Source organism: Wocania arenilitoris, assembly GCF_021728535.1.
Taxonomy (GTDB): Bacteria; Bacteroidota; Bacteroidia; order Flavobacteriales; family Flavobacteriaceae; genus Wocania_A; species Wocania_A arenilitoris.
The window spans coordinates 78,845-92,767 of sequence record NZ_JAKKDU010000002.1 but is presented as its reverse complement, the minus strand read 5'-3'; the positions used below and the strand labels follow the sequence as shown (position 1 = coordinate 92,767).

Here is a 13,923-nt window from a genome sequence, read left to right as displayed (position 1 = left end):
GGGAATGACAAATAAAAGATTATAAATTATGTCAGTTTTAGTATATACAGAATCAGAAAAAGGAGCATTTAAAAAAGTGTCTTTAGAAGTAGCATCATACGCCAAAGCAGTAGCAAACCAAATAGGGACTACAGTAACTGCGGTAGCGATTAATGCTAATGATACTTCAGAATTAGGAAAATATGGTGTTGATAAAGTTTTAAATGTAAGCAACCCGCAATTAGAAACCTTTAATGCTAAAGCATATGCCAATGTTTTAAAGCAAGCTGCAGAAAAAGAAAATGCAAAAGTTGTTATTGTTAGTTCTAGTGCAGACAGTAAATATTTAGCACCTCTTTTGGCTGTTGGCTTAAATGCTGGTTTTGCATCTAATGTTGTAGAAGCACCATCAAGCACATCGCCTTTTACAGTTAAGCGTACAGCCTTCACAAATAAAGCTTTTAACGCCACAACAATTAATACCGATGTTAAATTAATTGCGGTTTCTAATAATGCTTTTGGATTGGTTGAAGCTAGCGGAAATGCTTCTGCGGAAGATTTTTCGCCTTCAATTCCAGAATTTAGCGTTCATGTAGAATCCGTTGATAAAGCAGCAGACAAAGTTACTATTGCCGATGCAGAAATAGTGGTTTCTGGTGGTCGCGGACTTAAAGGGCCCGAAAATTGGGGTATGATTGAGGAGCTAGCAGAGGTTTTAGGTGCTGCAACAGCATGTTCTAAACCTGTTTCAGATTTAGGTTGGAGACCACATAGCGAACACGTTGGACAAACTGGAAAACCAGTAGCATCAAATCTGTACATAGCCATTGGCATTTCTGGTGCCATTCAACATTTAGCTGGTATTAATGCATCAAAAGTAAAAGTAGTCATCAATACCGATGCTGAAGCACCTTTCTTTAAAGCAGCCGACTATGGTGTTGTAGGTGATGCTTTTGAGGTTGTTCCGCAACTCATCGAAAAATTAAAAGCTTTTAAAGCGCAACAATAAATTATTTTTTATAAATTGTATTGTTTTTATAGAACTGATTAAATTAGCATGTTATCGTAATTCTGCCTTTGGCAGTTGGTAAAGTCCTAATTTAAACAGTTCTTTGTGCTTAATAAACTACCTTGGTAAAAACACACCTGGTATTTAAGACATGCTTTTATTAAGAGGTAACGCTCTAAAAATTAAATCTCGTTTATCGAGTAAATTATGAGTTTAGTAAAATTAAATATTAAAGGAATTTCCTACAGTCAAACCCAAAATGGTGCATATGCCCTTATTTTAAATGAAATAGATGGTGATCGTAAACTACCTATTGTAATTGGTGCTTTTGAAGCCCAATCTATTGCCATAGCTTTAGAAAAGGAAATTCGCCCACCACGACCTTTAACTCACGATTTATTCAAAAATTTTGCAGATAGGTTTGATATTGTTGTTAAGCAAGTCATCATACATAAATTAGTTGATGGTGTATTTTACTCCAGTTTAATCTGCGAACGCGATAAAATTGAAGAAATTATTGATGCCCGAACAAGTGACGCTATTGCATTAGCACTTCGTTTTGATGCTCCCATTTTTACTTATAAAAACATTCTTGACAAAGCAGGTATTTACTTAAAAGTGAATCCTAAAAAAGAAGAAGAACTTCAAGACAGTATTTTGGTTGATGATTTATTAGCAAACGAATTAGAACCTAATGCCCCTAGAGAGAATTACAGAGGAAAAACACTTGAAGAGCTTCATAAATTATTAGATGAAGCTGTTTCAAATGAGGATTACGAAACTGCGGCACATATTAGAGACGAAATTTCTAAACGTTAATCAATCACCTAGTTATATGAAATCGTTTTTTTTGTCGCTACTTACTGTTTTTTTATTTTCAACTTCAGTATTAATAGCTCAAGAAGACAAAACAAAACTTACTAATACTATTGAAAATGTATCTCAAACTGATACTGTTTTAATAGATTCAACAACCGTTAGTTTAACTGAATCAGAAATTGAAAACAATTCTGAAATTTCAAATTCAAAAGAAGCTAAAAATACTATAATACCAAATCAAGGCTTTTCAATAACTAGTCTTTGGCGTGGTGTTTTAGGAATGGTTACTTTAGTTTTTATTGCTTTTTTATTTAGTAGTAAACGTAGAGCTATTAATTGGAAAACTGTAGGTATTGGTTTAGTTTTTCAAATATTAATAGCTATTGGAGTATTAAAAATCCCATTTATAAAAGCAGTTTTTAAATATTTAGGAAAATCATTTAATAAAATCCTAACTTTTACCGAAGCTGGCACAGAGTTTCTGTTTAGTTCTTTTGTTTCTGGAACTATAGAAAGCCCCTTAGTAAATTTTGCAGTTTCAATATTACCAACTATCATCTTCTTTATATTACCAACTATCATCTTCTTTTCTGCTTTAACTTCAGTTTTATTTTACTTAGGTGTTATACAAAAAGTTGTTAAAGTACTCGCATGGTTACTAACAAAAATATTAGGTATTTCTGGAGCAGAAAGCTTAAGTGTAGCAGGAAATATTTTTTTGGGACAAACAGAAGCGCCTTTAATGATTAAAGCCTACTTAGAAAAAATGAATAAATCTGAAATGCTTTTAGTAATGATTGGAGGCATGGCAACTGTAGCTGGTGGAGTTTTAGCAGTTTATATTCAATTTTTAGGCGGAGATAATGTTGAGCTGAGAGAATTTTTTGCAAGCCATTTATTAGCAGCTTCTGTGATGGCTGCACCTGGAGCCATTGTTATTTCAAAAATATTATATCCTCAAACAGAAGAAATTAATACTGATGTAAGTGTTTCTCAAGAAAAAATAGGTTCAAATTTATTAGATGCCATTGCTAATGGAACAACTGAAGGCTTAAAACTAGCTGCTAATGTTGCAGCTATGTTATTGGTATTTGTAGCATTTATTGCTATGATAAATTATGGTTTGTTAAAACTAGGAAATGTTGGTGGAATTAATGAATGGGTTGCTAGTAATAGCCCATATAGCAGCCTTTCGTTAGAATCAATTTTAGGAACAATTTTTGCTCCTTTAATGTGGCTTATTGGCGTCTCCAAAAATGACACTATGATGATGGGGCAACTTATAGGGATTAAACTAGCCGCAAGTGAGTTTATTGGCTATATGCAATTAGTAGAACTTAAAAATATATCTAATTCTCTACACTTAAATTACCAAAAATCAATAGTTATGGCCACCTACATGCTTTGTGGTTTTGCAAATTTTGCGTCTATAGGTATTCAAATTGGTGGTATTGGCTCATTAGCTCCAGGGCAACGTAAAATCTTATCTAAATTTGGGATGAAAGCTTTAATTGGGGGTACGATTGCTTCTTTAATTTCTGCTACCATTGCGGGTATGATTATTGGTTAATAACTTTATTATAATATCTTAATCTTTAAGCATAAACTTTTATGCTTTTTTATATTTTTATTTCCGCAGAAAAAAGAATTTACATGAAGCAATATCACGATTTAGTAAAGCACGTTTTAGAAAGCGGAAACGAAAAAGGAGATAGAACAGGAACTGGAACTAAAAGTGTTTTTGGACATCAAATGCGCTTTGATTTAAGTGAAGGTTTTCCAATGGTTACCACAAAAAAATTACACTTAAAATCTATTGTTTACGAATTACTTTGGTTTTTAAAAGGAGACACCAATATTAACTATTTAACAGAAAACGGTGTTAGAATTTGGAATGAATGGGCAAATGAAAATGGCGATTTAGGACCTGTTTATGGCCACCAATGGCGTAACTGGAACAGCGATGAAATTGATCAAATAAAAGACGTTATTAATACCCTGAAAAATAACCCGAACAGCAGGAGGATGTTAGTATCTGCTTGGAATCCTTCAGTTTTGCCAGATACCTCAAAAAGTTTTAGCGAAAATGTTGCAAATGGTAAAGCAGCTTTACCACCTTGTCATGCCTTTTTTCAATTTTATGTAGCAGACGGAAAATTATCGTGTCAGTTATATCAACGAAGTGCGGACATATTTTTAGGTGTCCCTTTCAATATTGCAAGTTATGCATTGTTTACTATGATGGTGGCTCAGGTTTGTGGTTACCAAGCAGGAGAATTTATTCACACTTTTGGCGATGCACATATTTATAGTAATCATTACGAGCAACTCGAATTGCAACTATCTAGAGATATTCGCCCATTACCAAAAATGATTTTAAATCCAGAAGTTAGAAATATTTTTGACTTTACTTTTGACGATTTTACTTTAATAGATTACAATCCGCATCCACATATAAAAGGAGTTGTTGCTGTATAAAAAAAGCGCTTTCAATTAAATTGAAAGCACTTTTAGTTTAATTTTTCGGATTTAACTAAACGTTTAGCACACCATTTTCTGCTGCAGCATAATCACTCCAAGCATAAGCATCAGCTTGCTCATCATTAATATAAGCACCATCAACAAGGTATCTAAACTCATAAGAGTTATCTTTTTCTAAGTTTAATGTTCCTTTAAAAGTACCATTCTTTAATTTTTTTAACGCTGTTGCTTTTGTATCCCAAGCGTTAAAACTTCCTACTACTGCTACTTCTTTTGCTTCCTCAGCAGGAACAGAAAAAGTAACTTTACATATTGGTTTACTTTTTAAATATTGTTTTGTAATAGCCATAATTTATTTTTTTAAGATTAAATTCTATTTTAAGCAGCAAATTTATAAAACAATAATATGTATTCAATCATTTAAAACGCTTTACATCAAAGAATTATCAATTTAATAATATGCTCTTACATCAATTTAAAAGATTAATTTATTTTAACTAATAAATTATCAAAATGTTAAAGAAAATCAATCGTTTTTAATACTTAACCTTATAACCTATTTTTCGAAAACGTTTTCGTTTTAAAATTCACTTTTTTATTTCTAAAAGCTTTAACTTTACGAACATTATTTTATTAAAATGTTTGGAAAGAAAAAACAAAAACCGCAAATAGATAAAGATCAGTTAGAGCTTATTGAAAACGCACAAAGACGTATCAAACAAAAAAAACGCTTATATGTACATTTTGTATTGTTTTTAATTGGCTGTGTGCTTCTAATTATTGCTAACACAGTTTTAGGAATTGGTAAAGATTTTACTATAGCAGGTGTTAACTGGTTCGTTTATGCCATTTTAATATGGCTGTTCTTGTTTTTATATCATTTATTTAATGTGTTTGTAACCCACAAATTCATGGGTAAAGCTTGGGAAAAACAACAATTAGAAAAATTGGTTGCAAAACAACAAGAGCGTATTGATAAACTTAAAGCTGGCTTTGTAAAAGAGGAAACATTAATAGCGCAAAGCGATCTTTATAACGAAACAACGCCCAAAACCCAAAACCCAAAATCCAAAAGTGAATTAACAATAATTGTTGCCGCTGCAAAAAATGATGCTATTGGTAAAGGAAATAAACTTATCTGGCATTTAAGCGATGATTTAAAACGCTTTAAAAGTTTAACTAGTGGCCATCATATCATCATGGGGCGTAAAACTTTTGAGAGCTTTCCTAAACCATTACCTAACAGAAAGCATATAGTTATTTCTAGACAAAAAGATTACAAAATACCTCATGGTGTTATTTTAGTAAACTCTTTAGAAGATGCTATTGATGCTGCAAAAAACGATTCGCAACCTTTTATAATAGGTGGTGGTGAAATCTACAAACAAGCTATGCTTTTAGCAGATAAGATTGAATTAACACGTGTACACGAGGATTTTGAAGCGGATACATTTTTTCCGAAAATTGACTCATCTATTTGGAAAGAAACAGCAAACACCTTTAATAAAAAAGATAAAAATCATGAGTATGAGTTTTCGTTTATTACTTACCTAAGGAAATAGCTAAAGTTTATATAATTTTAAAAACTATGATAGCATTTCTACACACATCAAATATTCATATTGATAAATTTGAAAAATTAGTAAGGAAGTTTAATTCAGATATTGAAATAAAACATTTTGTTAATGCAGACATTTTAAGCTATGCCCTTAAAAAAGGAAAAACAGATAGTAAAAGTTTTCAGGAGGAAGTTTTTAAAATCAAAAAAGAACAACCCGATTTAATAATATGCACCTGCTCAACTTACGGTGAAGAATGCGACAAAACCAAAGATATAGAAAGAATTGATGAACCCATTGCTAAGTTTTTAGTTTCAAACTTTACAAAAATAGGTTTGGCTTATACCGCAAATTCAACAAAAAAAGTAAGCAAGAATCTAATCTTAAAAATGGCAAAAAACAATAATAAAAGCATTCAAATTGTGAATTGTGATTGTTCATCTTCATGGAAATACTATGAAAATAATGACTTAAAAAATTACGCAAAATCAATAGCTAAAAAAATTGAAAGTATTGAAAGTGATGTTGAAGTTATATTTTTAGCTCAAGCTTCTATGGAAGGAAGTAAAGATTATTTAAAAAAATTTCGGAAAAAATATATTCTAGTCCAGAGTTTGGAGTAAAAGAATACTTAACTAAGTGAGTTGTTCTAATTTCGCTAAATTCGCTACATGATAAAAGAAATTCAACTTCGTGTTTCACTTAAAGAAGAAGAATTTAGCAATATACTTATTATAAAGTCTGCTAGTTATTTAAACATTAATAAAGCGGAAATTACAGGAATAAAAGTATTGCGTAAATCGATTGATGCCAGAAAACCAACAATAATTTTTAATTATAAACTTGCCGTTTATATTAATGAAGATTTACCAAAAAATTTAGAATACACTTTTAACTATAAAAATGTCTCAAAAGCAAAGCCCATTCATATTATTGGCTTTGGGCCTGCTGGCATGTACGCCGCTTTACGTTGTATAGAACTTGGTTTTAAGCCCATTGTTTTAGAACGTGGTAAAAATGTAAAAGACCGTCGTAGAGATTTAAAAGCTATAAATCAAGACCATTTTGTAAACGAAGACTCCAATTATTGTTTTGGTGAAGGTGGAGCAGGTACTTATAGTGATGGTAAATTATATACTAGGAGTTTAAAACGCGGCGATGTACGACGTATTTTTGAAAATTTAGTGCTTCATGGCGCAACCGATCAGATTTTAGTCGATGCACATCCGCATATTGGCACCAATAAGTTACCTAAAGTGGTACAGAATATTCGTGAAACGATTTTAAATTATGGTGGCGATATTTATTTTGAAACGCGTGTTGTCAATTTTACTGTAAAAAACAACAAAATACAAGCCATTCAATTACTAAATGGTAATGAAATGGCAGTAAACAGAGTCATTTTAGCAACAGGACATTCGGCTCGAGATGTATATTATTTACTTCATAAAAAGCAAATAGTATTAAAAACAAAATCGTTTGCCATGGGTGTTCGTGTAGAGCATCCTCAGCATATTATTGACAGCATTCAGTATCATTGCTCTGGTAACCGACACGAACTACTTCCTGCAGCATCCTATAGTTTAGTCCAACAAGTAAATAAAAGAGGTGTCTATTCATTTTGCATGTGTCCTGGTGGGTTTATAGTTCCTGCAGCTACGGCAAATGGCGAAGTTGTTGTTAATGGTATGTCGCCTTCTAAACGTAATAATCTTTATGCAAATTCGGGTATTGTTGTTGAAATTAACGCTGAACAAGATTTACATAAATATGAGCAATTTGGCGTTTTAAAAGGATTAGAATATCAGAAAAATTTAGAAAAATTAGCTTTTACCTCTGGCGGAAGAAGTCAAGTAGCACCAGCGCAACGATTAACTGATTTTGTTGAAGGTCGCCTGTCAATTAGTTTAAATAATACATCATATCAACCGGGATTAAAACCAGCACCCTTACATTCATTATTACCCAAATTAATAGGCAGCAGATTAAGAAAAGGTTTTGAAGCTTTTGGACAAAAAATGAAAGGTTATTATACTGAAGAAGCAAACATTGTTGGTGTAGAATCTAGAACGTCATCTCCAGTAAGTATTCCTCGAAAAGACAATTTTGAACACCCAGAAATTGAAGGTTTATTTCCGTGCGGAGAGGGTGGTGGTTATGCTGGTGGTATTATCTCAGCTGCTATGGATGGCGAACGTTGTGCTGAAGCAGCTAGTACTGGATTGTAAAAGGGCTAAACACTCAATAATTTAAAAACAAGTTTAGATTCTAATATCTATCGGCGAAGCGGTCTAATATCTAAAAAAAATATTCCTATTTTTGCAGCACTAAATTTTAAAATTATATGAAAGCATATATATTCCCAGGTCAAGGCGCACAATTCTCAGGAATGGGTTTAGACTTATATGAAAACTCAGCCTTAGCTCAAGAATTATTTGAAACAGCAAACAATATTTTAGGCTTCAATATTACTGACATCATGTTTGAAGGTACTCCAGAAGCCCTTAAAGAAACTAAAGTAACACAACCTGCTATATTTTTGCACTCAGTAATTTTAGCTAAAACATTAGGTGATAATTTTAAACCCGATATGGTTGCAGGTCATTCTTTAGGTGAGTTTTCGGCTTTAGTAGCAAACGGAAGTTTAAATTTTGAAGATGGCTTAAAACTTGTATCTCAACGTGCTTTAGCCATGCAAAAAGCTTGCGAAATTAAACCAAGTACCATGGCGGCTGTTTTAGGTTTAGATGATGATATTGTTGAAAAAATATGCGCAACAACAAAAGGTATTGTAGTAGCAGCAAATTATAACTGCCCTGGACAATTAGTTATTTCTGGCGAAATTGAAGCCATAAATAATGCTTGTGAAGCTTTAAAAAAAGAAGGGGCACGACGCGCATTAGTACTACCCGTTGGAGGTGCATTTCATTCTCCTATGATGAAGCCTGCTCGCGAAGAACTTGCTGCTGCTATTGAAAACACAACATTTAGCAAACCTAATTGCCCTATTTACCAAAATGTAACAGCTAGAGCGGTTGTTGATGAAAATGAAATTAAAGCAAATTTAATCTCCCAATTAACAGCTCCAGTAAAATGGACGCAATCTGTACAGCAAATGATTGCTGATGGAGCTACTTTATTTACCGAAGTAGGTCCAGGTAAAGTTTTACAAGGCTTAGTAAAAAAGATAAACAGAGCATCTGAAACTGCTTCTGCAACTTTTGAAAGAAATAGCTAAATGAAGCATTTTTAACTAAACTTTCGATATACAAAGAGATAACTACATGAATGTTGCATGTAGTTCTTTGAAAAACAATACATATAAACATATGAAATTATCTAGGCGCTCCATTTTTATTTTACTAATTATTATTTTAACTATTGCTTTAGATCAAATATCAAAAGTTTGGGTTAGGGCAAAAGTAATAGCTGGAAGTCAATCTGAAATTATCGGACATTATTTCACACTTCACAACGTAGAAAACAAAGGGGCTTTTTTAGGTATGGGTAGTGAATTAAGTGACTCCCTTAGAATACTATTGCTACTTATTTTACCCGTTTTAATTTTAGCCTTTGTGCTACGCTATATTTTTAAAGATAAAACCTTAAGCAATTGGTCTCTTTTTTCCTTTGCTAGTATTATTGGCGGAGGAATTGCTAATGTTTTTGATCGTTTTGTTTATGGTTCTGTAACCGATTTTTGGCACATCGATTTAGGAGGTGTATTTAGAACTGGTATTTTCAATGTTGCCGATCTTTTTGTAACTACTGGAATGATTATATTAGTATGTGTTAGTTTTAAAAAAAAGAAAGTATCATAAATTATAGAGTTATCATTACTACTCTATCTCAAAATATTATATTTATCATCCTGAAAATAAAAAAAGGGGGCTGAAAAGTAATTTTTAGGCGGTTTTCTTTTTAGTAAGCTACTAATAAGAAATGGTATAACCTCTATAATTCTCTAACTTTCTGCTCCCATTTCCAAGCAGAGCGCATTGCATCATCAAGAGTTAATTGAGTTTTCCAACCCAACTCATTATTAGCTTTAGTAGTATCGGCATATGCAGAAATAATATCTCCTTCGCGTCTTCCAACAATTTTATAATTAAGTTTTTGCCCAGAAACTTTTTCAAAAGCTTTCACAACTTCTAAAACAGAGCTGCCAGTTCCTGTTCCTAAATTAAATGTCTCGTAATTTGTTTTATTTTTGTTTTTTAATAAGCGATTTAACGCTACCACATGAGCCTTTGCCAAATCTACTACATGAATATAATCTCTAATACAAGTGCCATCTGGTGTTGGGTAATCATCTCCAAAAACAGATAACTGTTCTCTAATTCCAATAGCCGTTTGCGTAATAAAAGGCACTAAATTTTGTGGAACACCAATTGGTAATTCTCCAATTTTAGCCGACTCGTGTGAGCCTACAGGATTAAAATATCTCAAAGCAATAGCTTTTAAATTCGGAGTTACTTTACAAGTGTCACTAATAATTTCTTCTCCTATTTGCTTAGTATTTCCGTATGGAGATTCGGCTTGTTTTACAGGTGCATTTTCTGTTATTGGCAATTCATCTGCTTGCCCATAAACCGTACAAGACGAGCTAAAAATAAACCCTACCGATGCTAACTTTTTTAATTCTTTTAAAATATAAACGAGTGTAGAAATATTGTTTTCGTAATACAATAATGGTTCTTGAACGCTTTCTCCAACCGCTTTACTTGCAGCAAAATGAATAACACCTTTTATATCGCTATGCTTTTCAAAAAAACGTTCAACTTTATCTCTTTCTTTTAAATCTAATTTTTCAAACAATGGTTTTTTACCAGTAATAGATGTAATACCATCTAAAACTTTTTCAGTAGAATTTGATAAATCGTCAATAATAACAACTTCATATCCTTCGTTTTGTAACTCTACAACTGTGTGCGAGCCAATAAAGCCTAAACCACCTGTAACTAATATTTTATCCATTTATAAAATTTATAAGAGTTGATGTAATATATTCAATTTGCTCGTCATCCAATTCTGTATGCATTGGTAACGAAATAACGTTTTTAACTAATTCGTTGGTAACTGTAAAATCTGCCTCGTTATATCGAGAATCTTGATACGCTTTTTGTTTATGTAACGGAATTGGATAATACACACCACAAGGAATATCATTTTCGTTTAAATGCTTTACTAAAGCATCTCTATCAACACCTGCTACTTTTAAAGTATATTGATGAAACACATGGCAATCGCAAGTATCACAAATATCTGTACATCCATTTAATACTTTAGGAGTAGTAATCGCATCAATACCGCTAAATGCTTTATTGTATTTTTTTGCAGCATCTTGTCTTGCTTTATTATAAGCATCTAAATGTGGTAATTTTGCATCTAAAACTGCTGCTTGAATACTATCTAAACGAGAATTTACACCAACAACATCATGATGATAACGCCTGTACATACCATGATTAACAATACCTCTTATAGTATGTGCTAAATCATCATCGTTAGTAAAAATAGCGCCACCATCTCCGTAGCATCCTAAATTTTTTGAAGGAAAAAATGAAGTAGAAGATACATGCCCAATAGTTCCGGCTTTTGCTTTTTTTCCATTATTATAAGTATAAGCAGCTCCAATAGCTTGTGCATTGTCTTCAATAACAAATAAATTATGCTTGTTTGCTATTTCCATAATAGCCTCCATATTTGCACATTGACCAAATAAATGGACTGGTACAATAGCTTTTGTTTTTGGAGTAATAGCCTTTTTAATGGCTTCAATATTTATATTAAAATCGTCTGGATTAACATCTACTAAAACTGGTGTTAAATTAAGCAATGCTATAACCTCTACAGTTGCAGCAAAAGTAAAATCTGCAGTAATAACCTCATCTCCTGGCTTTAACCCTAAACTCATCATTGCAATTTGTAAAGCATCGGTTCCATTAGCACAAGGAATAACGTGTTTTACGGCTAAATACTGCTCTAAATTCTTTTGAAACTCATGAACTTTAGACCCGTTTATAAATGATGCTGTATCAATAACTTCTTGAATTGAAGGGTTTACAACATCTTTTATTTGACTGTATTGACCTTTAAGGTCTACCATTTGAATTTTCCTCATCTAAAAAAAATTTAAACCTATTGCTTAAAAAAAACAAATAAGCTTTATTTTAATAAATACGCTATTGGGTATTTTTAATGATGCAAAATTACAAAATTCGTATGCCCTAAACAATGAATTTATTTTAAAGAAATGTATTTTAGCATTAAAAGAAATAAAATTGAGTTTAATTTATAATTTATTAATATCTATAGTAGATTTTGGCTTAAAATGCGTTGCTCCTTTTAATAAAAAATTAAATTTAGGTGTAAAAGGACGCTCTAAAACTTTTACTATTTTAAAAAACACTCTAAACAAACATGATAAAACACTTTGGTTTCATTGTGCTTCTTTAGGTGAATATGAGCAAGGTCTCCCTGTTTTTCAGGCTTTACGCACACATTATAAATCGCATAAAATAGTACTTACTTTTTTTTCGCCTTCTGGTTATCAAATCCGTAAAAACTCGCCAATCGCAGATGTTGTAGTTTATTTACCGTTAGACACAAAAAAGAATGCAAAAACTTTTATAAGCCTTGTAAAACCAGAACTTACCATTTTTGTTAAATATGATATTTGGCCAAACTTTTTAAATGAATTAAAACAGAACAATTTAAGAGCTATCTTAATTTCGGCAGCCTTTAGGAAAAATCAATCCTTTTTTAAATTCTATGGCAAAACACTACAAAGTGCTTTATTTTCTTTTGAACATATTTTCACTCAAAATACTACCACAAAAACCTTATTACAGTCTATTAACTATAATAATGTAACCGTTTCTGGCGACACACGTTTTGATCGCGTTTACAGTCAATTAAATGAAAATAATCAGTTAAATTTTATTGAATCTTTTAAAGGTAAAAGCCTATGTGTAGTAGCTGGAAGCACTTGGTTACCAGACGAAAACTTATTTATAAACTATATTAATAATAACACTACAAATCATGTTAAATTTATTATTGCGCCTCATAATATTAAACCTTCACAAATAAATAATTTAAAGCAAAGGTTAAATACTCATGTTGTTTTGTATAGTGAAATGGCTAACCAAAACTTAACTGAGGCAAATGTTTTTATTATAGACACCATCGGCTTATTATCTAAAATATACAACTATGCTGATATAGCTTATGTTGGAGGCGCCATGGGAACTACAGGGCTGCACAACACACTAGAGCCAGCAACTTTTGGTGTCCCTATTATTATAGGTAGTAATCATTCTAAATTTAATGAAGCCAAATCTATGATAGATATAAAAGGCATGTTTTCTATTTCCAATCAAAAAGAATTTGATGATATATTAAACAAATTAATTAGTAATAGTGACTTTAGAGATAAGTCTGGGTCTAATAATTTAGAATTCATCAAAGAAAATAGAGGTGCGGTAATCCAAATACTTAATTACATACGTATATAAGATGATTTTAATATATATGTTAAAATTTTTAACATATTAATAATTGAATTTAATATGAAATGATTAAATTCTTAATCTAAATTTTACAAATAAACACTAAAAACAAAAACCAATGAAAAAATTATTAGTAAGTACCACTTTATTATTAGTATTAGGCTTATCATTTACATCTTGTCGAGATACAAAAAAATCAGAAGATGCAGTAGAAAATGCTATTGAAGCAACAGAAGAAGCTGCTGAAGCTGCAGGTGACGCTGTTAAAGAAGCTACAGAAGCTGCAGGTGACGCTGTTGAAAAAGTTGTTGATGCTGCTGGAGAAGCAGTTGACAAAGCGGTTGATGCTGCTGGAGAAGCTGTTGACGACGCTGCTAATAAAGCAAGTGAAGCAGTTGATAAAGCTGCCGAAGCTGCAAAAGACAAAGTAAAAGAAACTACAGGTGGCAACTAAAAGTCATTAAAGTTTATAAAAGAAGTCGTCTAAAAAGTAATTTTTAGGCGATTTTCTTTTTGATTATTTTTAGCTTATTGTTTTAGTTTTCAATATTAGGGTTCAAAA

Annotated in this window: 14 protein-coding genes; 11 read left to right on the top strand and 3 right to left on the bottom strand. The window is 31.8% G+C overall.

Annotated elements, in window-relative coordinates:
- Positions 1 to 28: 28 nt before the first annotated feature.
- From L3X37_RS01795 to L3X37_RS01780, 4 genes are all read left to right on the top strand, one after another.
- Positions 29 to 988 carry an electron transfer flavoprotein subunit alpha/FixB family protein gene (locus tag L3X37_RS01795; protein ID WP_237238462.1) on the top strand — a complete coding sequence of 320 codons (960 nt, stop codon included), beginning with the start codon at positions 29 to 31 and terminating at the stop codon, positions 986 to 988.
- A 207-nt stretch (positions 989 to 1,195) separates the two neighbouring features.
- Positions 1,196 to 1,807 carry a bifunctional nuclease family protein gene (locus tag L3X37_RS01790; RefSeq protein ID WP_237238461.1) on the top strand — a complete coding sequence of 204 codons (612 nt, stop codon included), beginning with the start codon at positions 1,196 to 1,198 and terminating at the stop codon, positions 1,805 to 1,807.
- 16 nt (positions 1,808 to 1,823) lie between these two features.
- On the top strand, positions 1,824 to 3,377 hold the full coding sequence (locus L3X37_RS01785) for a NupC/NupG family nucleoside CNT transporter (protein WP_237238460.1): 1,554 nt from the start codon (positions 1,824 to 1,826) through the stop codon (positions 3,375 to 3,377).
- Between the two features lie 83 nt (positions 3,378 to 3,460).
- On the top strand, positions 3,461 to 4,285 hold the full coding sequence (locus L3X37_RS01780; protein ID WP_237238459.1) for a thymidylate synthase: 825 nt from the start codon (positions 3,461 to 3,463) through the stop codon (positions 4,283 to 4,285).
- A gap of 55 nt (positions 4,286 to 4,340) precedes the next feature.
- Here L3X37_RS01780 and L3X37_RS01775 read toward each other — a convergent pair whose 3' ends face one another.
- Positions 4,341 to 4,637, bottom strand: coding sequence for an isoamylase early set domain-containing protein (locus L3X37_RS01775; RefSeq protein WP_237238458.1), 297 nt, complete (start codon positions 4,635 to 4,637; stop codon positions 4,341 to 4,343).
- A gap of 289 nt (positions 4,638 to 4,926) precedes the next feature.
- On the opposite strand from L3X37_RS01775, the gene L3X37_RS01770 reads away from it, so the two are divergent.
- The 5 genes from L3X37_RS01770 to lspA all read left to right on the top strand — a co-directional run bounded on the left by L3X37_RS01770 (position 4,927) and on the right by lspA (position 9,668).
- Positions 4,927 to 5,850: a dihydrofolate reductase gene (locus tag L3X37_RS01770; protein ID WP_237238457.1), complete on the top strand. Its 924-nt coding sequence runs from the start codon at positions 4,927 to 4,929 to the stop codon at positions 5,848 to 5,850.
- A gap of 26 nt (positions 5,851 to 5,876) precedes the next feature.
- Positions 5,877 to 6,470, top strand: a complete 594-nt coding sequence (locus tag L3X37_RS01765) for a hypothetical protein (protein ID WP_237238456.1) — start codon at positions 5,877 to 5,879, stop codon at positions 6,468 to 6,470.
- A gap of 48 nt (positions 6,471 to 6,518) precedes the next feature.
- Positions 6,519 to 8,075, top strand: coding sequence for an NAD(P)/FAD-dependent oxidoreductase (locus tag L3X37_RS01760; protein WP_237238455.1), 1,557 nt, complete (start codon positions 6,519 to 6,521; stop codon positions 8,073 to 8,075).
- A gap of 116 nt (positions 8,076 to 8,191) precedes the next feature.
- The gene (gene fabD / locus L3X37_RS01755) at positions 8,192 to 9,085 is read left to right on the top strand and encodes an ACP S-malonyltransferase (RefSeq protein WP_237238454.1); all 894 of its coding nucleotides are present in this window, start codon (positions 8,192 to 8,194) and stop codon (positions 9,083 to 9,085) included.
- A 91-nt stretch (positions 9,086 to 9,176) separates the two neighbouring features.
- On the top strand, positions 9,177 to 9,668 hold the full coding sequence (lspA, locus tag L3X37_RS01750) for a signal peptidase II (protein ID WP_237238453.1): 492 nt from the start codon (positions 9,177 to 9,179) through the stop codon (positions 9,666 to 9,668).
- A 133-nt stretch (positions 9,669 to 9,801) separates the two neighbouring features.
- On the opposite strand, the gene galE is transcribed toward lspA, so the two are convergent.
- Together galE and L3X37_RS01740 are read right to left on the bottom strand one after the other, a co-directional pair.
- Positions 9,802 to 10,824, bottom strand: coding sequence for a UDP-glucose 4-epimerase GalE (gene galE / locus L3X37_RS01745; RefSeq protein WP_237238452.1), 1,023 nt, complete (start codon positions 10,822 to 10,824; stop codon positions 9,802 to 9,804).
- Positions 10,817 to 11,971: a DegT/DnrJ/EryC1/StrS family aminotransferase gene (locus tag L3X37_RS01740; RefSeq protein WP_237238451.1), complete on the bottom strand. Its 1,155-nt coding sequence runs from the start codon at positions 11,969 to 11,971 to the stop codon at positions 10,817 to 10,819. Before L3X37_RS01740 ends, galE begins: the two co-directional genes overlap by 8 nt.
- Before the next feature lie 160 nt (positions 11,972 to 12,131).
- Here L3X37_RS01740 and L3X37_RS01735 point away from each other — a divergent pair, with 160 nt between their 5' ends.
- Positions 12,132 to 13,367 (top strand): 3-deoxy-D-manno-octulosonic acid transferase, encoded by a 1,236-nt coding sequence (locus tag L3X37_RS01735; RefSeq protein ID WP_237238450.1) that lies wholly within the window; start codon positions 12,132 to 12,134, stop codon positions 13,365 to 13,367.
- A gap of 112 nt (positions 13,368 to 13,479) precedes the next feature.
- Positions 13,480 to 13,815, top strand: coding sequence for a hypothetical protein (locus L3X37_RS01730; protein WP_237238449.1), 336 nt, complete (start codon positions 13,480 to 13,482; stop codon positions 13,813 to 13,815).
- The last annotated feature ends 108 nt before the right edge of the window (positions 13,816 to 13,923 follow it).